The following is a 19,308-nucleotide window of genomic DNA, read 5'->3' on the forward strand; positions in this document are numbered from 1 at the left end:
GGTCGCCGAGCGACCCGCCCGGGTGGGTCGCTCAGTGGCGGCTCATTAGCAGTGCTCAGGTCGTTATTTTCAGGCTGCATAGGTTAGCCACGGCGATGTTTAGACACGCGTTCAACGGGTATCGCTACGCAACGAGAAAATCCTTCTCGAACACAACGGAGGTCACGATGCGTGGTCGCGGAATAATCGGCGCGATCGTTTTGGTGTGGCTGCTCGTTGGGGTTTTCGCAGCATGGCAACGCGATTACTTCAAGACCGGGCAAACAGATTGTGTCACAGCGGGAAACATCGCGCTGACAGTGGTCGCGGGGCCTTTGAACTACGGGGGCGTCAACCCGAAAGTCAAGGATTGCCATGTACCGCAACCCAGTTCAATGCATAGCAACAACTTAGAGTCCCTCGCGTAAAGGAAACTGTCATGGTTGTCTTGGGCATCGTCCTACTCATTCTCGGATATGTTTTCGCCATTCCTTTGCTGTGGACGATTGGCATTGTCCTAGTCGTCATCGGCGCGGTGTTGTGGGTCCTCGGCTCGGTCGGGCGCCCGGTCGGCGGCAGGCGGTACTGGTACTAGCCACCGCCAGGCAGGTTCGCCTGCGGTTTCACAGGACACACAAAGGAATGTCATAGCGGCGGCCCAGTCGCTCGCGGATACTGGAACCTGTGACGCAGCCTCGAACCTCCGTAGAGCGCGTTGTGATGTGCCGTGCGGACGGCAATCCGATCAACGTGCTGGTGGTGGACGACGAATCGGTTTTGGCCGAAATGGTGTCGATGGCGCTGCGGTACGAGGGCTGGAACATCGCGACCGCCGGTGACGGGTCATCGGCAATCGCGACGGCCCGGGCCCAGCGACCCGATGTGGTCGTGCTCGACGTGATGTTGCCCGATATGAGCGGGTTGGACGTATTACACAAACTGCGCGAAGAGAATCCGCAGCTGCCGGTGCTGCTGTTGACAGCCAAGGATGCGGTGGAAGATCGCATCGCCGGGTTGACCGCGGGTGGTGACGACTATGTCACCAAACCGTTCAGCATCGAAGAGGTGGTGCTGCGGCTACGAGCGTTGTTGCGGCGCACCGGCGTCACGACGGTGGACAGCGGCGCGCAGCTGGTTGTCGGCGACCTGGTGCTGGACGAGGACAGCCACGAGGTGACTCGGGCCGGTGAACCGATTTCGTTGACCTCCACCGAGTTTGAGCTGTTGCGGTTCATGATGCGCAACTCCAAGCGGGTGCTGAGCAAGGCGCAGATTCTCGATCGGGTGTGGAGCTACGATTTCGGCGGCCGTTCCAACATCGTCGAGCTGTATATCTCGTACCTGCGCAAGAAGATCGACAACGGTCACGATCCGATGATCCACACGTTGCGCGGTGCGGGTTATGTCCTCAAGCCAGCCCGTTAGGACACGGCGAGTCTGGTCGCTTCGGCTGCGGCTTCTGGTCGGCCAAGTCGTCGTGCTCGCCTTGGTCTGCGTCGGGATCACCGCGGCAACCGAACTATCGCTGAATCATCACTTGGTCCGCCAGCTCGACGGGCAACTCAGCGGGACCTCGCACCGCTCGGCGTTGATGTATCCCGAACCGAACCGCCCGGGATGGCACCACCAACAACACTCGTATTACCCGCGCCCGGGCCCGGGCCCGCGGTTCCTCGATGCTCCCGGCCAGCCGGCGGGCATGGTCGCGGCGGTGGTCAGCGATGGTAAGACGGTCGACGCCGGCTACCTGACCAGCATCGGTTCCCGGGCCGCGTTGAGCGACAGGGCCCAGGACCAATTGGCGGCGATCGCCGGCAGCCGCGAGCCGGTGACCCTGGATCTCGACGGCCTCGGCCGGTACCGTGTCGTCGCCGCACCCAGCCGGCGCGGGGGCGACTTGATCGTCACCGGACTGTCCATGTCCGACGTCGACGCCACGCTGCTGCAGATGCTGGTCATTTTTGGGGTGGTCACCGTAATCGCATTGGCCGCGGCCACGATCGCCGGGATGGTGATCATCAGGCGAGCGCTCGCGCCGCTGCGCCGCGTCGCGCAGACCGCGCGACGGGTGTCGAACCTGCCGTTGGACCGCGGCGAAGTCGAACTGCCGGTGCGGGTTCCCGAATCCGACGCCAACCCATCCACTGAGGTGGGCCAGCTCGGCTCGGCGCTCAACCGGATGCTCGACCACATCGCGGCCGCGCTGTCGGCGCGCCAGGCCAGCGAGACCCGGGTCCGTCAGTTCGTCGCCGACGCGAGTCACGAACTGCGCACACCCCTGGCCGCGATCCGCGGCTACACCGAACTCACCCAGCGCATGGGCGATGACCGCGAAGCGGTAGCCCACGCGATGAGCCGCGTCGCGTCCGAGACCGAGCGGATCACCCGCCTCGTCGAGGATCTGCTGCTATTGGCCCGTCTGGACTCGGGCCGGCCATTGGAACGCGAAGCGGTCGACTTGTCACGGGTGGCGGTCGACGCGGTCAGTGACGCGCACGTCGCGGGACCGGATCATCAGTGGGAGCTCGACCTGCCCGAGGAACCCGTGGTCGTGGTCGGTGATGCGGCGCGGCTCCATCAGGTGTTGACGAATCTGCTTGCCAATGCCCGCATCCACACCGCCGCGGGGACGGTCGTGACAACCCGGCTGAGCACCGAACCCACGCACAGTTTGCTGCAGGTGATCGACAACGGCCCCGGCATTCCGGTGGCATTGCAGTCCGAGGTGTTCGAGCGGTTCGCCCGCGGCGATACCTCGCGCTCCCGTAAAGGGGGCAGCACCGGGCTGGGATTGGCGATCGTCTCCGCCGTCGTCAAGGCGCACAACGGGACTATCACCGTCAACAGCTCGCCGGGTCATACCGAGTTCACGGTGCGGCTGCCACTCAACGGGTGGCAACCGCCCGCGGCCTCGCTTAGCTATTGCAAGTGACGTCGATCTCGAAGGGCTTGTTCACCGGCTGCATGGGGTTGGCCATGTCAACGCCGGTGGCATTCCCGGTGATTTTGTAGGTGTTGCCACTCTTCGTGGCCGAGGCGTTGCCGCCGCCGCCAGCCGCGGCGTATGCGAGTGTCACGCCGTTGACGTTGCCCAGCCCGACGGACGTCACTACGGGCGGGTTGGCGTCGGTCAGCACGGCGGCGATGCCGGTCGCGGCCCCACCGATCGCGATGTTGACGTTGCCGCCTGCCGTTGTGCACACGACTGAGCCGCTTACGTTCTGGTCCTTGCCGTCGATGATCACCTTGGTGCCACCACCTCCGCCGGCACTAGCGGAAGTGCTTGCGCCCGAAGAGGACCCACTCGAACTTTTCTTGTCGCTCGAACAGCCGGAAATACCGGCGACCAGAATGGCTGCTCCGGCTACCGCGACCGTCAGTTCACGCTTCACCTGTTCTCCTTTGCCCGATCGTTGCGGCCCTCAACAATGAGGGCCGTCAACGCAGTATGCGGGTTTGCCTGGCTGCAACCAAGGGGTTGGGCCAAATTGTTTCGTCCCGGTTAACCCGGTCGCTCTCAGCCTGTGCTTTCCGGCAAGGGTGCGTTGATGGCAATGTATTGCCGGTGGACCACAAACCTCCCGCCGCGGTCATCGAGTCGGCGCATCGCGAACATTCGCTGCCCTGGGACGACACAACGGATTTCGACAATGCCGACCGTGGATTCATCGCGTCCCTGTCTCCCTGCGTCATCAAGGCGGCCGACGGGCGTGTGGTGTGGGACAACGATGTCTACGCCTTCCTTGACGGTCCCGCGCCAAGCTCGGTGCACCCCAGCTTGTGGCGCCAATCGGGGCTGAACGCCAAACAGGGCCTGTACGAGGTGGTGCCGGGCATCTATCAGGTCCGCGGCTTCGACATCTCCAACATCAGCTTCATCGAGGGCGACACCGGGATCATCGTGATCGACCCGTTGGTGTCCACCGAGGTAGCCGCCGCGGCACTGGACCTCTATCGCACCCACCGCGGCAGCGACCGTCCCGTAGTCGCGGTGATCTACACCCATAGCCATGTCGACCATTTCGGCGGAGTGCTGGGCGTGACATCGCAGGCGGACGTGGATGCGGGCGCGGTTGCCGTACTGGCGCCGGAGGGGTTCACCGCGCACGCCGTTCAGGAGAACGTCTACGCCGGTCCGGCAATGACTCGCCGAGCCACGTATATGTACGGCAGTCTGCTGGCGCGCGGACCTCAGGAGCAGGTGGGCTGCGGTCTTGGTCAGGCCGCCTCCAGCGGTGAGGTGGCCATCATCGTTCCGACCAGCGATATCCGGGAGACCGGCGAGAAGCACACGATCGATGGTGTGGAGATCGAATTCCAGATGGCGCCCGGCACCGAGGCTCCCGCCGAAATGCATTTCTACTTCCCACGTTTCCGCGCGTTGTGCATGGCCGAGAATGCCACCCACAACCTGCATAACCTGCTCACTTTGCGTGGTGCGCTGGTCCGCGACCCGCACGCCTGGTCGGGCTATCTCACCGAGGCCATCGACACTTTTTCCGGACGTTCCGATGTCGTGTTCGCGTCCCACCACTGGCCAACCTGGGGACACCAGAGCATCGTCGAGTTCCTGTCGCTTCAGCGCGACCTGTACGCCTATCTGCACGACCAGACATTGCGGCTGCTTAACCAAGGCTACACGGGGGTCGAAATCGCCGAAACATTCGAGATGCCACCGGCTTTGGACCGGGTATGGCACACCCGGGGGTACTACGGATCGGTCAGCCACAATGTCAAGGCCGTCTACCAACGTTATATGGGCTGGTTCGACGGCAACCCGGGCCGGCTGTGGCCGCATCCCCCCGAGGCCCTTGCGCCCCGCTATGTCGACGCGATGGGCGGGATCGACCGCGTCGTCGAGCTTGCCCAAGCGGCCTTCGATGCCAGCGATTTCCGTTGGGCTGCAACGCTGCTCGATCATGCAATTTTCACCAACGATGATCACGCCGCCGCTCGCGCGCTGTACGCGGACACCTTGGAGCAACTGGGCTACGGCGCCGAGAACGCGACGTGGCGCAACTTCTTCATGAGCGGGACCAGCGAACTGCGCGACGGAAACTTCGGTACCGCGACACAGGCCACATCGCCGTCAATGGTGTCGCAACTGACGCCTGAGCAAATCTTCGACAGCCTTGCCATTCGGGTCAACGGGCCCCGGAGCTGGGACCTCGATATCGCCATCGACCTGACCTTCGCGGACCTGGCCGTGAACTACCGGCTCGCGCTGCGCAACGGGGTGCTCGTATATCGCAAAGTCGGCGCCGACCCCGCATCGGCAACCGTTACGGTCAAGCTGGACACCAAGATTCGTCTGCTGAGGACAGCGATGGGGGACTTCACGTCGCCGGGCCTGGAAATCTCCGGCGACCGCAATGCGCTGCAGGCATTTCTGGGCGTCCTGGACGAGCCCAACCCGAGCTTCAACATCGTCACGCCGTAACCGTCGGGTCACGCGACGTCGATGACGACCTTGCCCAGGACTTTGCGATCGGCGACATACCGCAGTGCCGCGGGAGCCTCGGACAGCGGGAATCGCGCGCCGATGTAGGGCCGGACCGTGCCCGCGGCGAACATCTGTGTCAACTCTTCAATGTCGCGTACGGCCTCATCGGGGTAGTCGCTCATGAAAGTGCGGATCTCCATACCGCGCACGCAGATGTCTTTGAGCATTACGAGATTGAGCGGAATCGCGGGGATCGTGCCCGCCGCATAGCCCAGGGTGACGAAGATACCGCCGCGCGCCAGACCGCGCAGCGCCGGCTCCGAATACGAGCCGCCGACCGGATCCAGCACCACTCGGGCGGCATCTCCGGTGAGTTCACGGATCCGCAGCTTGAGGTTCTCGCGGTCGTAATCCACAACGGCCTCGGCACCGCGTTGCCGACACAGCTCAAGCTTGTCCGGGCTCGACGCCGCGGCCAGCACGCGAGCTCCCATCGCTACGGCCAGTTCAACGGCGGCCAGACCCACTCCGCCTGCCGCGCCCAGCACCACGACCCAATCCCCTTCTGTGACAGCGGCGGTCGACCGCAACGCGTGGTATGCGGTGCGGTAGGTCACGCCGAAGGCCGCAGCCGACGCGAAGTCGGCGTCGTCGGGGATCAGCGAGGCCTGAGTCGTGTCGAGTAGCGCCTGTTCGGCGAATGCCCCGAAGGTGGTTCCGGCTACCCGCTGGCCCGGGCGAAACGCCGCGTCAATACCGACGGAGATCACCTCTCCGGCAATCTCGTTGCCGGGGATGAATGGCGGTGGAATCTTGATCTGGCACTTGCCGGCGATGAACAGCACGTCGGGGAAGTTGACTGCCGCGGCGTGTACCCGCACCAACATCTGGCCGGGCGCCGGAACGGGCTCGGGAACATCGTCGAGCACCAAACTCTCCGGCGGACCGTCGGAGTGACAGACAACGGCGCGCATCAATTGACTCCCAATCCGTTGAGGCAGAACTTCACCACGTGTGCGATGTCGTCGGGCGCGGGCCGAACAGCCGATCCCATGTATCGGCGCATCGTCGCCGCCGTGCAGCAGAACACCGCCTCGACGTCGCGCTCGACATCGGTACTTCCCAGTGCCGCAATCGGTTCGACCAGAAGATCGCGCAGCGGGTACATCATTTCGTGATCGACCGTACGCCAGTTCGTCGCCGTCGCCATCTGACCGGCCGCAGCGCGGCTTTTCCTGATCAGGTCGGGCTCGGCGACCTGTGCCAGCGTGCCTTCGATCCAGCGGGCGATCTTGTCCCGCGGTTGGGACTCCTTGGCCATCTGGTGTTCGAGGTAGGACAACACGATTCCCACCCCGCGTTCCATTACCGCCAGGATGAGATCGTCCTTGCCGGCGAAATACCGGTAGAACGCCTTGTTCGACGACCCGGCCTCGGTGACGATGTCGCTGACACGCGGCTCCTCGGGCGCGACGCGCTCCATCACCCGTACCGCGGCAGCCAGGATGCGTTCGACCTCCGCGGTAGCCCCCCGCTGCCGGTCGTCGAGGGCGCGCTCGACGGCTGCGGTGACCCTGTTGGTCATGGCGAATGTGGGTGCGCGGGAACGCTACCGACGAGAGCGCCGTACTTTTCCCGGGCCGCGGCGCGACGAACTTCGAGCATTTCACTGGGCCAGTCGCCTTCTTCGGCGTCGTACCCCTTGAGCAGCATCCGGGCCAGATTGACCTTGTGCGCCTCGGTCGGCCCGTCGGCCAGGCCGAGCGCGATGCCGCCCAGCAACACGTTCACCAGGGGCAGCTGATCGGTAAGCCCGAGCGCGCCGTGCACTTGGATAGCCCGTAGCGCAATCGATTTCAACACCTGGGAAGCAAGAATCTTGCACACGCTGATTTCGGCGCGGGCACCATGCTCGTCGCCGCTGTCGATCAGCCACGCGGCGTGCAGCACCGTCAACCGGAACGGGATCAGCTCGGTATAGGAGTCGGCGACAAACTGTTGCACCAGCTGCTTGTCTGCCAACGAGCTACCCTGGGTGAAGCGGCTTTTCGCGCGCCGCGACATCATGTCGACCGCGCGCTGCGCCATCCCGATGGCGCGCATCGCATGGTGCAGCCGCCCGCCGGCCAATCGGGTTTGCAGGATCAAAAAGCCCTGACCGGGCTCGCCGAGCAACGCGTCCGCAGGTACCCGCACCCCGTTGTAGTGCACCAGGGAATGCCCCGGTTCGTGCGGGTCAGCTCCCACCAGATGGTGGTTGGCTTCCAGGATCAGCCCTTCGGTGTCGGCGGGGATCAGGAACGTCGAGGCGCCGCGATGGACGGGTACGTCGGGATCGGTGATCGCGACGATAATGAAGAACGATGCGACAGCGGCGTTGGAGGAGAAGTACTTTCGCCCGCTGATCACCCATTCGTCGCCGTCACGGACGGCACGGGTGGTGAACACGCGCGGATCGGTACCGCCTTGCGGTTCGGTCATTGAGAAGCAGGAAAATATCTCGCCGGATAGCAGCCCGGACAGGTAGCGGTCCTTCTGGTCCTTCGTACCGAAGCGCGCGATGATCTCCGCGTTGCCGGTATCGGGCGCTTGGGTGCCGAAGACGATCGGCGCCCACGGGCTGCGGCCCAGAATCTCGTTGATCAACGTCAGCTTGACTGCGCCGAAGCCTTGCCCGCCCAGCTCCGGGCCCAGATGCGGTGCCCACAAGCCATTGTCGCGGACCTGCTGCTTGAGCGGATCGACGATACGCCGCCGCTCGTCATTGAGCGGCAGGAACTCGCAGCCCGGGAAAAGCACCTCGAGCGGCTCGACTTCTTCGCGGACGAACTCGCGAACCCAGGCGAGCTTCTTCTCGAACTCCGGCTCGGTAGAGAAGTCCCATGACATTCGAATACTCCTACTCGTTCAGCCGTGCCGACCGGCTGCGCTCGGCTGTGCCGCGCTTGCGATCGCCACGTTAGGGAATTCCGCCGTCGGTCCGCAGAATCGAACCGGTCGTGAAACTGGACGCGTCGGACGCCAAGAAGAGCGCGGCGCCGACAACTTCGCGCGGATCGCCGGCGCGTTTCAGGTGGAGGTGGCTGAAGTTGTTGTCTCCGGACAGATCCCACGCCTTGCTGACGTCGGTCAGGTAGGGCCCGGCCATCAGCGTGTTGACCCGTACCGTCGGACCGAATGCCTGCGCCAGCCCTTCGGTCATCGCGTTGAGCCCGGCTTTGGCGGCCGCGTAGGGAATGATGCCACCGTTGGGCCGCAGCGACCCGGTGGAGCTCACGTTGATGATCGACCCGCTGCCCGCGGCGACCATCCGCTCACCCACTAACGCCGATAACCTAAACGGCCCTTTAAGATTCAGGTTCACCACCGCGTCGAACAGCTTCTCGGTGACGTTGCTCAGCTTGTCGTACAGCGGCGACATGCCCGCGTTGTTGATCAAGGTGTCGACTTTGCCGAACCGCTCGTAGGTGGCAGCGACCAAGCCGTCGAGTTGATCCCAGCGCCCGACGTGCACACCATAAGGCATCGCGGCGCGCCCGGTCTTGGACTCGACCTCCTTGGCGGTGGCGACGCAGTTGTCGAAGTTGCGGCTGGCGATCACCACGTCGGCCCCGCAGCGCGCGGCAGCGAACGCCATTTCCCGGCCCAAACCACGGCTGCCGCCGGTGATCAGCACCACGCGGTCGGTGAGTTCGAAAAGTTGGTCGGCATAACCCATTTCAGCGCGCTCCAGCAGGCAGGTTGTGGGCCATCTGAGCCGCCGTCGCGATGAGCGCAAGGATCATCGGCCCGAATGCATCGGTGATCTTCGGGTCGACTTTTCCGGTCCGCACGCCGGCAGCGTACGTCTTTTCCAGCACGATGCCGAGTTTCCAGTTGGCCAGCACCAGGTAGTAGTCGATGTTCTCGGTGGAAAGCCCGCTGACTAACTCGTAGTGACTCAGCAATTCGCTGCGCGTCGGCATCCCGGCCATGTCCAGATAAAACCCGTCCGCCTTGGGGGTTTCGCCGTCGTAGCCCAGCAACGCCCAGGCGAGATCGAGCAGTGGATCGCCTACCGTCGTCATCTCCCAATCCACGATCGCGGCGAGCTGAGCCGTGCCCCCATGCGCGAACATCACGTTGGCGAACTGGTAGTCGCCGTGCATGATGCCCGGCTGGTACTGCGCGGGCCGATTGCGGCGCAGCCACGCGGCGGCCTCGTCCAGGCCGGGCAGCTCGCGGACCTTGTAGGAGTCGAGAAACGCCAGCCAACGATCGACTTGCCGATCGTGAAATCCGTCCGGGCGGCCGAAGCCCTCGAGTCCTTGGCGTCGCCAATCCACCCGGCCCAGCTTGGCGGCACCCTCGACGAGTTCGAATGCGAGGCCGCGGCGGGCGTCCGGGTCGGTGTCGAACGGTGGCTGCCAGCCCCCGTCCATCGGGCTCCAGCCGTCGATTGCTCGCATCACGTAAAACGGCATGCCGAGCACGGTGCCACTGTCGTCGGCGGCGATCAGCTCGGCGTGCGGTACATCGGTGCCGGACAGTGCCCGCACCAGCCGGATCTCGCGCAGCAAGCCGTCGATACGGGCGGCGTCCGCGCGGGCGCCGGGCATCCGCAGCACCATGCGCTCGCTGCCACGCGCAATCAGATACAGCGTGTTCTGCGAGCCGCCTTTGAGTTGTTCCAGCGACGGTTCTTCGCCGCCGCCCGGTGCGTCGTTGGCATCGAGCCATCGACCCAGCACACCCGGGTCCAGTGGGGTTCCACCAGCAGTCGTCATTGTCCGCACACCCCACTCTCTGTGTGGAGAATAGCATTCTCCACCGGCGGCGCCAGAGCGTGCGCAGACCCGCTACCCCGGCTTGTGCGCGCTGAGCAGGAGCCCCGGCACCATGAAGTGCCCTTCGCCGTCGTGCTCGGCGTTCGGCAACTCGGCATCGAGTGATGCGTCGTTGCCGTACACCTTGGCGGCACGGATGCCGTCGACCTGCCACAGCGTCGAGACGGCGTCCCGCAATTCGCTTTCCGTGAAGCCACGTGGACCGGGCACGCCGTTCTGCTCGCCCAGCGCGCCTGCGGCGAACGCCAGGATGTAGAGCGTCGCCCCGGGCGCGGCGGCCCGCGAGATCGACCGCAGATAACCCTGACGGCCCTCGGGCGCCAAAGCGTGGAACAGCCCACTGTCAAGGATGGTGGCAAAGCGTCCGTCATAGCCGCCGAAGTCGGTGACGTCGGCCTGTGTGAAAGTTGCTGTTGTCAGTCCTTGTTCGGCCGCGGCTGCGGCGTCGACCGCGGTCGCGCTGGCGTCCAGCCCGACGACGGGGTAACCGCGCGCGGCGAGGTCGAGTGCCAGGGCGGCGTGGCCGCAGCCGGCGTCCAGCACCTCGCCGCGGACCTTGCCTTGATCGATCAGCGATGCCAGCTTGGGCTGCGGCCTGCCGATGCTCCACGGCGGTGGCGCTTCTTGTCGGTAGGCGGCATCCCAATCGATGTTCGGCTGGGTCATCTGTCCTCCTCGAGATCGGGCCTACCTCTCTTGCAGATTAGGAGACGGCCGCGCGCCGCGGCAGGGCGCGATGAGAAACTGCGAACCGGCCACTGATCACCCGACCACAGGGAGAACCATGCAAGTGCTTCTGGTCCGGCATGCGTTGCCGCTGCGCAGCGAACACGGCCAGGGTTCCGACCCGGACCTGTCGGAGGAGGGAGTGGCCCAGATCGCGCGCCTGCCCGAGGCGCTCGCCCGGTTCCCGATCTCCCGGGTCATCAGCAGCCCTCAGCGGCGCGCCGTGCAGACCGCCGAACCGGTCGCGGTGGCCCGGGAGTTGTCCGTCGAAATTGACGAGCGCTTTGCCGAATACGATCGCGACCTTCCCGTGTACATCCCCATCGAGCAGATCCGTCAGGAAAATCCGAAAGAGTGGGAGCGACTGGCCCAGGGCCGTCTGCCCAGTGCGGTCGACGAGGACGCGTTCCGGGCGCGGGTGACGGCGGCGGTGGACGATCTCGTCGCGTCCGCCGAACCCGAAGACACCGTTGCGGTGTTCAGCCACGGTGGGGTGATCAACTTGCTGCTGCACGAGATCCTCGGGACGACCCGGCTGTTGTCGTTTCCCGTCGACTACGCATCGGTGACTCGGCTGCTGTACTCGCGGAGCGGCCAGGCGACGGTGGCTGGAGTCAATGCGGTCGAACACGTGTGGGACCTGTTGCCGCGTAACCAGCGATGGTAGACAAGTTCGGTGACTTCGGCTGATCGACTCGACGGGCTGGACCTGCCCGCGCTGGACCGGTATTTGCGTTCGCTTGGCATCGAACGCGACGGCCACTTGCGTGGGGACTTCATCTCCGGCGGTCGCTCCAATCTGACGTTCCGGGTCTACGACGACAAAACGAACTGGCTGGTGCGCCGTCCACCGCTACACGGCCTGACCCCGTCGGCGCACGATATGGCCCGCGAGTACAAAGTGGTGGCGGCCCTGCACGACACGCCCGTTCCGGTGGCCCGCGCGATCGCGCTGTGCGAGGACGACTCGGTGCTGGGCGCACCGTTCCAGATCGTCGAGTTCGTTGCCGGGCAGGTGGTGCGCCGCCGCGCTCAACTCGAAGCCTTCAATCACACCGTGATCGACAAATGCGTTGACGGACTGATCCGGGTGCTCGTCGACTTGCACAACGTCGACCCGAATGCGGTGGGGCTGGCCGACTTCGGCAAACCCAGCGGCTATCTGGAACGTCAAGTGCGTCGCTGGGGCTCCCAATGGGAACTGGTGCGGCTGCCCGACGACCATCGCGACGCCGACGTCGAACGACTGCATTCCGGCCTGCAGCAAGCGATTCCGCAACAGAGTCGCACTTCGATCGTGCACGGTGACTACCGGATCGACAACACCATCCTGGACGCCGACGACCCGACGCGGGTGCGCGCCGTGGTGGATTGGGAACTCTCGACGCTGGGAGATCCGCTGTCCGACGCGGCCCTGATGTGTGTGTATCGCGACCCGGCGCTGGATCTGATCGTCAATGCGCAGGCCGCCTGGACGTCACCGCTGCTGCCGACGGCCGACGAGTTGGCCGATCGGTACTCGCTGGTCGCCGGGATACCGCTGGCGCATTGGGAGTTCTACATGGCGTTGGCCTATTTCAAGCTCGCCATCATCGCGGCCGGCATCGACTTCCGCAGGCGGATGTCGGATCAGGCCAGCGGTAAAGACTCCGAGCACATGCCCGAGGTGGTCGCGCCGTTGATCTCGCGGGGACTCGGGGAGCTAGCCAAGCTGCCCGGCTAGCGCCGCATCGCCGCGGCGTGCTGCTTCTTGGCGGCGCGACGTAGTTGCAGGATGCGCGCGGTGCCGACGGCCACGGTGAGTAATCCACCAACCACGGCAGCCAGCAGGATGGCCACCCCCAGTGGCAGGTTCCAATGCCAGCCCAAGAACTGGAAAGGCGTCGACGTCGTGTTCTGGGTGATGAAGATCAGCAACAGAATCAGGATCAAGAAGCCCGCGATCAACGCAGTCCACAGGGCACCGGCTCGGGTGAATCCGATGGCCGGTTCGCTGGACTTCGCGCCGGCAGTGGGCGCTGGGGGAGGCGCCGGGACGGACTTGGGGGGAGGCCCCGAAGCGGGCGTTGGCGGCGGGTTGTCCGGCGAGCCAGGGTGGTTGCTGCTCATAGATCCATCTTTGTCCCATCGCACGCAGAATGAAACCAAACCACGCAAACCGCATGCTTCATGGCGACAGCGCCAGGCCGCTTCTGCCGTTAGTGTCAGCGTTATGAGGATGCTGCGGCGCGTGCGCCGCGCGATCATCCCTGCGGCGGTGTGGTGTGCGGCCACGTGCCTGGTCGCGGCCTGCAGCAATTCCGATCCGCTGGCGCCGCAAATGCGCAGCATGAAATCCATCGTGGTCGGGTCCGCAGACTTCCCGGAATCCCAGATCATCGCCGAGATCTATGCACAGACGTTGCAGGCCAACGGTTTCGATGTCGGGCGGCGAATGGGTATCGGCAGTCGCGAGACGTACATCCCGGCGCTCAAAGACCATTCCATCGATTTGGTACCGGAATACGTCGGTAATCTACTGCGCTACTTCGCTCCCAACTCGACCGCGACCATGCTGGGAGCCGTCGAATTGGAGCTCTACCAGAAATTGCCGGGTGACCTGTCGCTGCTGACGCCGTCACCGGCGTCCGACACCGACACGGTCAGTGTCACCAGCACAACCGCCGCCCAGTGGAACCTCAAAACCATCGCCGACCTGGCCGCTCACTCCCCGGAAGTGAAATTCGGGGCACCGTCGGCGTTCGAGAACCGCCCATCCGGCCTGCCCGGGCTGCGCCAGAAGTACTCGCTCAACATCAGTCCCGGCAACTGCATCGTCATCGACGACGGTGGCGGCGCGGTGACGGTGCGCGCGTTGGTCGGGGGAAGGGTCACCGCGGCCAACATCTTCACCACCTCACCGGCGATCAGGCAAGACCATCTGGTGACGCTCGAGGACCCCGAACACAATTTCGTGGCCGGCAACATTGTGCCGCTGGTGAATTCGCAGAAGAAGTCCGATCACCTCAAAGTGGTCCTGGATGCGGTCTCGGCGAAGCTGACCACTGACTGCCTGGCCGGGCTCAACGCGGCGGTGGCGGGCAACTCCGGCATCGATCCCGACCAGGCTGCTCGAAACTGGGTCCGGGACAACGGCTTCAACCATCCGATTACCCAATGACAGCCGGCTGGGGTGTGGCGCGTTGATCATCTTCGACAATGTCAGCAAGGTATTCACCGACGGGACCACCGCGGTGGACGGGCTCAGTCTGGTGGTCCCCTACGGCAAGTTGACGGTCTTCGTCGGTTCCTCCGGTAGCGGTAAGACCACGGCGCTGCGGATGATCAACCGGATGATCGAGCCGACATCGGGCACCATTACCGTCGACGGACGGGACGTCGCTGGCGTCGACCCGGTGAAGCTGCGGCTCGGAATCGGATACGTGATTCAGCACGCCGGGCTGATGCCGCATCAACGCGTCATCGACAACGTCGCGACGGTTCCGGTGTTGCGGGGGCAGTCACGCCGGGCGGCACGAAAGGCGGCCTACGACGTACTCGAGCGCGTCGGGCTGGACGCCAACCTGGCCAACCGCTACCCGGCGCAGCTCTCCGGCGGAGAACAACAGCGCATCGGTGTCGCTCGCGCACTGGCCGCCGACCCGCCAATCCTGTTGATGGACGAGCCGTTCTCGGCTGTGGACCCCGTGGTTCGTCTTGAGCTGCAGAACGAAATATTGCGCCTGCAAAGCGAATTGCACAAAACCATCGTGTTCGTGACGCACGACATCGACGAGGCGCTCAAACTTGCCGACCAAGCCGCGATCTTCGGGCGAGGGGGCGCGTTGCAACAGTACGACGAACCCACCGAAGTCCTTTCCCGGCCGGCCAACGATTTCGTGACGAGATTCATCGGTCTCGGGCGTGGCTACCGGTGGCTGCAGCTGATCGACGCGAACGGCCTGCCGCTGCACACCGTCGACACCGTCTCCGCCAGTGGGCTGACCGATCGATTGATCACCGGCTGGGTGGTAGTGGTCGACGACCACGGCGCACCGCTGGGCTGGATCGACGGCGACGGCCTGCGCCGGCATGCCGGTGGTGCGTCGTTGACCGACAGCATCAGCGCCGTCGGCGCATTGTTGCGCCCTGGCGGCAATCTCAGCCACGCGCTGGACGCGTCGCTGTCGTCGCCGTCGGCCGTGGGGATCGCCGTCGACGACGACGGCAAGGTCATCGGCGGGGTATTGGCCGCCGACGTGCTGGCCGCGGTCGAATCTCAGCGACGGACCTGACCATGCACTATCTGCTCACGCACCTGGGCGATGCCTGGACGCTGACCGTGATCCATCTGCGGTTGTCGTTGGTGCCGGTGCTGATTGGGCTGTTGATCGCGGTGCCGCTGGGGGTTCTGGTGCAGCGTCAACCGATTGCGCGGCAGCTGACGACGGCGACCGCCAGTGTGGTGTTCACCGTTCCGTCGCTGGCGCTATTCGTGGCGCTGCCGGTGATCATCGGGACCCGGATACTCGACGAGGCCAACGTCCTTGTCGCGCTGACGGCCTACACCACCGCGCTGATGGTGCGCGCGGTGCTAGAGGCGCTGGACGCGGTGCCGGCTCAGGTCCGTGACGCCGCCACCGCGGTCGGCTACTCGGCCGTCAAGAGAATTCTGAAAGTTGAACTCCCGCTGTCGATTCCGGTCATGGTTGCGGGGCTGCGGGTGGTGGTGGTGACCAATATCGCGATGGTCTCGGTGGGTTCGGTGATCGGGATCGGCGGCCTGGGAACCTGGTTCACCGAGGGGTATCAGACCGACAAGAGTGACCAGATCCTGGCCGGCATCGTCGCGCTGTTCGTGTTGGCGGTGGTGATCGACGTGTTGATCGTGCTGGCCGGCCGGCTGGCCACGCCTTGGTCCCGCGCGGGTGGCGCCGCGCGGCGGCGGTCGGTGGCGGTCCCGGTGGTCGGTGGTGCGCGATGAACTTCATCGGCCAGGCGGTCTCGTATCTGCTTACCGTCGACAACTGGACCGGCCCGGTCGGTCTGGCGGCACGCATCTTGGAGCACATCGAGTACACCGCCATGGCGGTGGGCGCGTCGGCACTGATCGCGGTTCCGGTCGGGATGGTCGTCGGTCACACCGGCCGCGGCACGCTTCTGGTCGTGGGCGCGGTCAACGGGCTGCGGTCACTGCCGACGCTCGGGGTGCTGTTGCTGGGCGTGCTGCTGTTCGGGCTGGGTTTCGGGCCGCCGCTGGTCGCCCTGATGCTGCTCGGTGTGCCATCGCTGCTGGCCGGCACGTACGCGGGCATCGCCAACGTAGATCCGGTGGCTGTCGACGCCGCCCGCGCGATGGGCATGACGGAGGCCCAAGTGTTGCTGCGCGTCGAGGTCCCCAACGCGATGCCGTTGATTCTCGGCGGGCTGCGCAACGCCACGCTGCAGGTCGTCGCCACCGCGACCGTGGCCGCGTATGCCAGCCTCGGCGGGCTGGGCCGCTACCTGATCGACGGAATCAAAGAACGCGAATTCCAGCTCGCTCTGGTCGGTGCGCTGATGGTCGCCGCGCTGGCGCTGATCCTCGACGGGCTGCTGGCGACGGCGGTCTGGGCTTCGGTGCCGGGCACCGGACGGTTGCGCAGGCCTGCGCGGCGCGACGGTGTGACAGTGACCGCAGTTGGCGACCAGCCTGCCGCGGCCGGGGGCCACGTCCTACGGTAGGGAGTGTGAACAGCCCCTCTGACCCGACTCAGCGCGTCTGGAACGCGATGCTGATCTGGCGTGCACCGGATATCTCCCGGATGGAATCGGTGCGAGTACAGGTGTCCGGCAAGCGAATTAAGGCTACCGGCCGCATCGTGGCCGCGGCTACCGCGACGAACCCGGCATTCGGCGCCTTCTATGAACTGCAGACCGACGAGAGCGGAGCCACCAAGAGGTTCGGGCTGACGATCACCCTCGCCGAGCGGGAGCGTCAGCTCGCGATCGCGCGTGACGAGGAAAACATGTGGATGATCACCGACCATCAGGGCGAGCGACGCGAGGGATACAACGGCGCACTCGACCTCGACGTGGTGTTCAGCCCGTTCTTCAATGCGCTGCCCATCCGTCGTCTGGGGCTACACGAACGGGCCGAAACCATCACGTTGCCAGTGGTCTACGTCAACGTGCCGGACATGACGGTCGACGCGGCCACGGTGAGCTACACCGGGCAGGGCGGCCCCGAAGGGATCAAGCTGCGTTCGCCGGTCGCCGACACCACCGTGACCGTCGACGACGAAGGCTTCATCGTGGACTATCCCGGATTGGCAGAGCGGATCTGATGACTCCGCCCGCCCGGCCGGCGGCGGCCAGTTCTTCGCGCCAGTTCTCCGCGCCGATCACGACGGTGAAGATGTCGGAGCGCGGGAAGCGGTCGTAGCGCGTTCGCGCGGCGTGGCCCGCCTCGACGAGGTCGGCCACCGAATTGTCCCAATCCAGCGAGTCGCGGGTGCGGCTGAGCAGGTCCATCATCCGGTCGACCGCCGTCAGCAGGTGGGCGGTGTTGCCTTCACACATCGCGCGCACCAGATCCGGGGCGCTGCCCGCCACCCGGGTGCCGTCCCGGAAAGACCCGGCGGCCAGCGCGAACGCCAGCGGAACTTCTGCGGCCGTCACCGCCAACGCCTCGGCGAGCAGGTGTGGCAGATGCGAAATGGCGGCCGCGGCGGCGTCGTGCTCATCGGATTTGGCCGGCACCACCACCGCGCCGCAATCCAGCGCCAGCGTCATCACCATCCACCACACCACCGGGTCCACGTGGTCGTCGACGCTGACCACCCACGGTGCCGCCGTGAACAATCCGGCATGGCCGGCCGCCCAGCCCGAGCTTTCGGTGCCCGTCATCGGGTGGCCGCCGACAAAGCGGTCCTGCAGACCGGCCGCGATGACCTCGTCGAGCACTGCCGTTTTGACGCTGGTGACGTCGGTGAGCGGGCATTTCGGGGCGAACTCGCGGACGTGGGCGAGCATCGCCGGCAGCGCGGGCATCGGCACGGCCAACACGATCAAGGCCTCGACGTCGGCGGCCCGGATCAGCGTGTCATTGAGCTCGGTGGTGGCGGCAAAACCATCGGCGAGCGCTCCGTGTGCACCCTCTACCGAGCGGTTGTAGCCGAACACTTCACGGCCCGCGGCCACCGCCGCTCGCATGATCGAACCGCCGATAAGTCCTAACCCGAGCACACACACCGGGGTTCGCGTCGCAGTCCGTGCCACAGTGCAAGGTTGGCACAGTTGAGTCGACGATGGCGGGTCGAGGTCCCCACGCTAGTTTGCGTCTTCTGGTCAAGCCGCCTGGTCAGCGACTAGCGTAGGCGCCCATGGGACGAGAGCGGGCCGCAACGCAAGGTCCGTCCGTGGATACACCGGACGGATTTGGCGTCGCCGTCGTTCGCGAAGAGGGCCAATGGCGTTGTTCTGTGATGGCCCCCAAATCGCTGACGAGCCTGGCTGCCGCCGAGACAGAATTGCGTGAACTGCGTAGTTCGGGAGCGGTCTTCGGGCTCCTCGACATCGACGACGAATTCTTCGTCATCGTGCGTCCCGCACCGTCGGGAACCCGGCTGCTGCTCTCGGATGCGACGGCGGCACTGGACTATGACATCGCTGCCGAAGTTCTGGACAACCTGGACGCCGACATCGATGCCGAGGACCTCGAAGAGTCGGAGCCGTTCGAAGAAGGCGACCTCGGGTTGCTGTCCGATATCGGGCTGCCCGAGGCGGTGCTGGGTGTCATTGTCGACGAGTCCGACCTCTATGCCGACGAGCAATTGGGCCGCATCGCCCGCGAGATGGGCTTCGCCGACCAGCTGTCGGCGGTGATCGACCGCCTCGGTCGGTGAGGACTGACGAAGATCTGATCCGGGCCGCGCTGGAGGCCGCTGCAACGGCTGGCCCGCGCGATGTGCCGATCGGAGCTGTGGTGGTCGCCGCCGACGGAACCGAACTCGCCCGGGCGGTGAATGCCCGTGAGGCCCTTGGGGATCCGACCGCGCACGCGGAAGTTGTAGCGATGCGCGCCGCGGCCACGGTGCTCGGTGACGGGTGGCGGCTAGAGGGAGCGACGCTGGCCGTCACCGTCGAGCCCTGCACGATGTGCGCGGGCGCCTTGGTTCTGGCGCGCGTCGCCCGGCTGGTGTTCGGTGCGTGGGAACCCAAGACCGGAGCGGTCGGATCGCTGTGGGATGTGGTCCGCGACCGTCGGCTCAATCACCGCCCGGAGGTGCGCGGCGGAGTGCTCGCCCAGGAATGCGCCGCGCCGCTGGAGGAGTTCTTCGCCCGCCAGCGATTGGGGTGAGCGGCGACTGTTTG

At 65.4% G+C, this 19,308-nt stretch carries 23 protein-coding genes; 14 read left to right on the top strand and 9 right to left on the bottom strand.

Annotation, left to right across the window (positions count from 1 at the left end):
- Positions 1 to 167: 167 nt before the first annotated feature.
- The 4 genes from H7K34_RS25590 (at position 168) to H7K34_RS25605 (ending at position 2,911) form a co-directional block, all read left to right on the top strand.
- The gene (locus H7K34_RS25590) at positions 168 to 407 is read left to right on the top strand and encodes a hypothetical protein (protein ID WP_108926511.1); all 240 of its coding nucleotides are present in this window, start codon (positions 168 to 170) and stop codon (positions 405 to 407) included.
- An 11-nt stretch (positions 408 to 418) separates the two neighbouring features.
- Positions 419 to 574 carry a DUF6131 family protein gene (locus H7K34_RS25595; RefSeq protein WP_165839933.1) on the top strand — a complete coding sequence of 52 codons (156 nt, stop codon included), beginning with the start codon at positions 419 to 421 and terminating at the stop codon, positions 572 to 574.
- Between the two features lie 125 nt (positions 575 to 699).
- Positions 700 to 1,404 (top strand): response regulator transcription factor, encoded by a 705-nt coding sequence (locus H7K34_RS25600; protein WP_264064758.1) that lies wholly within the window; start codon positions 700 to 702, stop codon positions 1,402 to 1,404.
- Entirely contained in the window at positions 1,382 to 2,911 is a 1,530-nt protein-coding gene (locus H7K34_RS25605; protein WP_264064759.1) for a sensor histidine kinase, read from the top strand. The genes H7K34_RS25600 and H7K34_RS25605 overlap by 23 nt, the downstream gene beginning before the upstream one ends.
- Here H7K34_RS25605 and H7K34_RS25610 read toward each other — a convergent pair.
- Positions 2,895 to 3,371 carry a lipoprotein LpqH gene (locus H7K34_RS25610; protein WP_264064760.1) on the bottom strand — a complete coding sequence of 159 codons (477 nt, stop codon included), beginning with the start codon at positions 3,369 to 3,371 and terminating at the stop codon, positions 2,895 to 2,897. The genes H7K34_RS25605 and H7K34_RS25610 overlap by 17 nt on opposite strands.
- Positions 3,372 to 3,538: 167 nt before the next feature.
- Here H7K34_RS25610 and H7K34_RS25615 point away from each other — a divergent pair, with 167 nt between their 5' ends.
- Positions 3,539 to 5,419 carry an alkyl/aryl-sulfatase gene (locus tag H7K34_RS25615; RefSeq protein ID WP_264064761.1) on the top strand — a complete coding sequence of 627 codons (1,881 nt, stop codon included), beginning with the start codon at positions 3,539 to 3,541 and terminating at the stop codon, positions 5,417 to 5,419.
- An 8-nt stretch (positions 5,420 to 5,427) separates the two neighbouring features.
- On the opposite strand, the gene H7K34_RS25620 is transcribed toward H7K34_RS25615, so the two are convergent.
- From H7K34_RS25620 to H7K34_RS25645, 6 genes are all read right to left on the bottom strand, one after another.
- Positions 5,428 to 6,396: an NADPH:quinone oxidoreductase family protein gene (locus tag H7K34_RS25620; RefSeq protein WP_264064762.1), complete on the bottom strand. Its 969-nt coding sequence runs from the start codon at positions 6,394 to 6,396 to the stop codon at positions 5,428 to 5,430.
- Complete coding sequence (locus tag H7K34_RS25625; protein ID WP_264064763.1) at positions 6,396 to 7,007, bottom strand: TetR/AcrR family transcriptional regulator; 612 nt, start codon at positions 7,005 to 7,007, stop codon at positions 6,396 to 6,398. The genes H7K34_RS25620 and H7K34_RS25625 overlap by 1 nt, the downstream gene beginning before the upstream one ends.
- The gene (locus tag H7K34_RS25630) at positions 7,004 to 8,311 is read right to left on the bottom strand and encodes an acyl-CoA dehydrogenase family protein (protein WP_264064764.1); all 1,308 of its coding nucleotides are present in this window, start codon (positions 8,309 to 8,311) and stop codon (positions 7,004 to 7,006) included. The genes H7K34_RS25625 and H7K34_RS25630 overlap by 4 nt, the downstream gene beginning before the upstream one ends.
- Positions 8,312 to 8,381: 70 nt before the next feature.
- The gene (locus tag H7K34_RS25635; protein ID WP_264064765.1) at positions 8,382 to 9,140 is read right to left on the bottom strand and encodes an SDR family NAD(P)-dependent oxidoreductase; all 759 of its coding nucleotides are present in this window, start codon (positions 9,138 to 9,140) and stop codon (positions 8,382 to 8,384) included.
- A 1-nt stretch (position 9,141) separates the two neighbouring features.
- Positions 9,142 to 10,188: a phosphotransferase family protein gene (locus H7K34_RS25640; RefSeq protein WP_264064766.1), complete on the bottom strand. Its 1,047-nt coding sequence runs from the start codon at positions 10,186 to 10,188 to the stop codon at positions 9,142 to 9,144.
- Between the two features lie 72 nt (positions 10,189 to 10,260).
- Positions 10,261 to 10,914 carry a class I SAM-dependent methyltransferase gene (locus H7K34_RS25645; RefSeq protein ID WP_264064767.1) on the bottom strand — a complete coding sequence of 218 codons (654 nt, stop codon included), beginning with the start codon at positions 10,912 to 10,914 and terminating at the stop codon, positions 10,261 to 10,263.
- Positions 10,915 to 11,032: 118 nt separating this feature from the next.
- On the opposite strand from H7K34_RS25645, the gene H7K34_RS25650 reads away from it, so the two are divergent.
- Together H7K34_RS25650 and H7K34_RS25655 are read left to right on the top strand one after the other, a co-directional pair.
- Entirely contained in the window at positions 11,033 to 11,641 is a 609-nt protein-coding gene (locus H7K34_RS25650; protein WP_264064768.1) for a histidine phosphatase family protein, read from the top strand.
- A 9-nt stretch (positions 11,642 to 11,650) separates the two neighbouring features.
- Positions 11,651 to 12,697: a phosphotransferase family protein gene (locus H7K34_RS25655; protein WP_108926350.1), complete on the top strand. Its 1,047-nt coding sequence runs from the start codon at positions 11,651 to 11,653 to the stop codon at positions 12,695 to 12,697.
- Here H7K34_RS25655 and H7K34_RS25660 read toward each other — a convergent pair.
- A complete protein-coding gene (locus H7K34_RS25660) occupies positions 12,694 to 13,083 on the bottom strand; it encodes a LapA family protein (RefSeq protein ID WP_264064769.1) in 390 nt (129 codons plus the stop codon). The genes H7K34_RS25655 and H7K34_RS25660 overlap by 4 nt on opposite strands.
- A gap of 103 nt (positions 13,084 to 13,186) precedes the next feature.
- Here H7K34_RS25660 and H7K34_RS25665 point away from each other — a divergent pair, with 103 nt between their 5' ends.
- From H7K34_RS25665 to H7K34_RS25685, 5 genes are read left to right on the top strand one after another with little or no spacing between them, the layout of a single operon-like run.
- Positions 13,187 to 14,134: an ABC transporter substrate-binding protein gene (locus tag H7K34_RS25665; protein ID WP_264064770.1), complete on the top strand. Its 948-nt coding sequence runs from the start codon at positions 13,187 to 13,189 to the stop codon at positions 14,132 to 14,134.
- A 22-nt stretch (positions 14,135 to 14,156) separates the two neighbouring features.
- Positions 14,157 to 15,248, top strand: coding sequence for an ABC transporter ATP-binding protein (locus H7K34_RS25670; RefSeq protein WP_264064771.1), 1,092 nt, complete (start codon positions 14,157 to 14,159; stop codon positions 15,246 to 15,248).
- A 2-nt stretch (positions 15,249 to 15,250) separates the two neighbouring features.
- Positions 15,251 to 15,937 carry an ABC transporter permease gene (locus H7K34_RS25675; protein ID WP_264064772.1) on the top strand — a complete coding sequence of 229 codons (687 nt, stop codon included), beginning with the start codon at positions 15,251 to 15,253 and terminating at the stop codon, positions 15,935 to 15,937.
- Positions 15,934 to 16,677, top strand: coding sequence for an ABC transporter permease (locus tag H7K34_RS25680; RefSeq protein ID WP_264064773.1), 744 nt, complete (start codon positions 15,934 to 15,936; stop codon positions 16,675 to 16,677). The genes H7K34_RS25675 and H7K34_RS25680 overlap by 4 nt, the downstream gene beginning before the upstream one ends.
- Positions 16,678 to 16,724: 47 nt before the next feature.
- The gene (locus tag H7K34_RS25685) at positions 16,725 to 17,279 is read left to right on the top strand and encodes a putative glycolipid-binding domain-containing protein (protein ID WP_276060111.1); all 555 of its coding nucleotides are present in this window, start codon (positions 16,725 to 16,727) and stop codon (positions 17,277 to 17,279) included.
- Here the strand turns inward: H7K34_RS25685 and H7K34_RS25690 are convergent.
- Positions 17,242 to 18,186 (bottom strand): prephenate dehydrogenase, encoded by a 945-nt coding sequence (locus H7K34_RS25690; protein ID WP_264064878.1) that lies wholly within the window; start codon positions 18,184 to 18,186, stop codon positions 17,242 to 17,244. The two genes, H7K34_RS25685 and H7K34_RS25690, sit on opposite strands and share 38 nt — an antisense overlap.
- A 131-nt stretch (positions 18,187 to 18,317) precedes the next feature.
- Between H7K34_RS25690 and H7K34_RS25695 the strand changes: the two genes are divergently transcribed.
- Together H7K34_RS25695 and H7K34_RS25700 are read left to right on the top strand one after the other, a co-directional pair.
- Positions 18,318 to 18,839 (top strand): tRNA adenosine deaminase-associated protein, encoded by a 522-nt coding sequence (locus H7K34_RS25695; protein WP_108926342.1) that lies wholly within the window; start codon positions 18,318 to 18,320, stop codon positions 18,837 to 18,839.
- Positions 18,836 to 19,294 (top strand): nucleoside deaminase, encoded by a 459-nt coding sequence (locus tag H7K34_RS25700; RefSeq protein ID WP_264064774.1) that lies wholly within the window; start codon positions 18,836 to 18,838, stop codon positions 19,292 to 19,294. The genes H7K34_RS25695 and H7K34_RS25700 overlap by 4 nt, the downstream gene beginning before the upstream one ends.
- Positions 19,295 to 19,308 lie beyond the last annotated feature (14 nt).

Source organism: Mycobacterium montefiorense (assembly GCF_025823255.1).
Classification (GTDB): domain Bacteria; phylum Actinomycetota; class Actinomycetes; order Mycobacteriales; family Mycobacteriaceae; genus Mycobacterium; species Mycobacterium montefiorense.

Excerpts from the sequence above, each read along its gene's own strand:
- H7K34_RS25590 (WP_108926511.1), top strand. The coding sequence starts at position 168 with ATGCGTGGTCGCGGAATAATCGGCGCGATCGTTTTGGTGTGGCTGCTC.
- H7K34_RS25595 (WP_165839933.1), top strand. The coding sequence starts at position 419 with ATGGTTGTCTTGGGCATCGTCCTACTCATTCTCGGATATGTTTTCGCC.
- H7K34_RS25600 (WP_264064758.1), top strand. The coding sequence starts at position 700 with ATGTGCCGTGCGGACGGCAATCCGATCAACGTGCTGGTGGTGGACGAC.
- H7K34_RS25605 (WP_264064759.1), top strand. The coding sequence starts at position 1,382 with ATGTCCTCAAGCCAGCCCGTTAGGACACGGCGAGTCTGGTCGCTTCGG.
- H7K34_RS25620 (WP_264064762.1), bottom strand. The coding sequence starts at position 6,396 with ATGCGCGCCGTTGTCTGTCACTCCGACGGTCCGCCGGAGAGTTTGGTG.
- H7K34_RS25625 (WP_264064763.1), bottom strand. The coding sequence starts at position 7,007 with ATGACCAACAGGGTCACCGCAGCCGTCGAGCGCGCCCTCGACGACCGG.
- H7K34_RS25630 (WP_264064764.1), bottom strand. The coding sequence starts at position 8,311 with ATGTCATGGGACTTCTCTACCGAGCCGGAGTTCGAGAAGAAGCTCGCC.
- H7K34_RS25635 (WP_264064765.1), bottom strand. The coding sequence starts at position 9,140 with ATGGGTTATGCCGACCAACTTTTCGAACTCACCGACCGCGTGGTGCTG.
- H7K34_RS25640 (WP_264064766.1), bottom strand. The coding sequence starts at position 10,188 with ATGACGACTGCTGGTGGAACCCCACTGGACCCGGGTGTGCTGGGTCGA.
- H7K34_RS25645 (WP_264064767.1), bottom strand. The coding sequence starts at position 10,914 with ATGACCCAGCCGAACATCGATTGGGATGCCGCCTACCGACAAGAAGCG.
- H7K34_RS25650 (WP_264064768.1), top strand. The coding sequence starts at position 11,033 with ATGCAAGTGCTTCTGGTCCGGCATGCGTTGCCGCTGCGCAGCGAACAC.
- H7K34_RS25660 (WP_264064769.1), bottom strand. The coding sequence starts at position 13,083 with ATGAGCAGCAACCACCCTGGCTCGCCGGACAACCCGCCGCCAACGCCC.
- H7K34_RS25665 (WP_264064770.1), top strand. The coding sequence starts at position 13,187 with ATGAGGATGCTGCGGCGCGTGCGCCGCGCGATCATCCCTGCGGCGGTG.
- H7K34_RS25675 (WP_264064772.1), top strand. The coding sequence starts at position 15,251 with ATGCACTATCTGCTCACGCACCTGGGCGATGCCTGGACGCTGACCGTG.
- H7K34_RS25680 (WP_264064773.1), top strand. The coding sequence starts at position 15,934 with ATGAACTTCATCGGCCAGGCGGTCTCGTATCTGCTTACCGTCGACAAC.
- H7K34_RS25685 (WP_276060111.1), top strand. The coding sequence starts at position 16,725 with ATGCTGATCTGGCGTGCACCGGATATCTCCCGGATGGAATCGGTGCGA.
- H7K34_RS25695 (WP_108926342.1), top strand. The coding sequence starts at position 18,318 with ATGGGACGAGAGCGGGCCGCAACGCAAGGTCCGTCCGTGGATACACCG.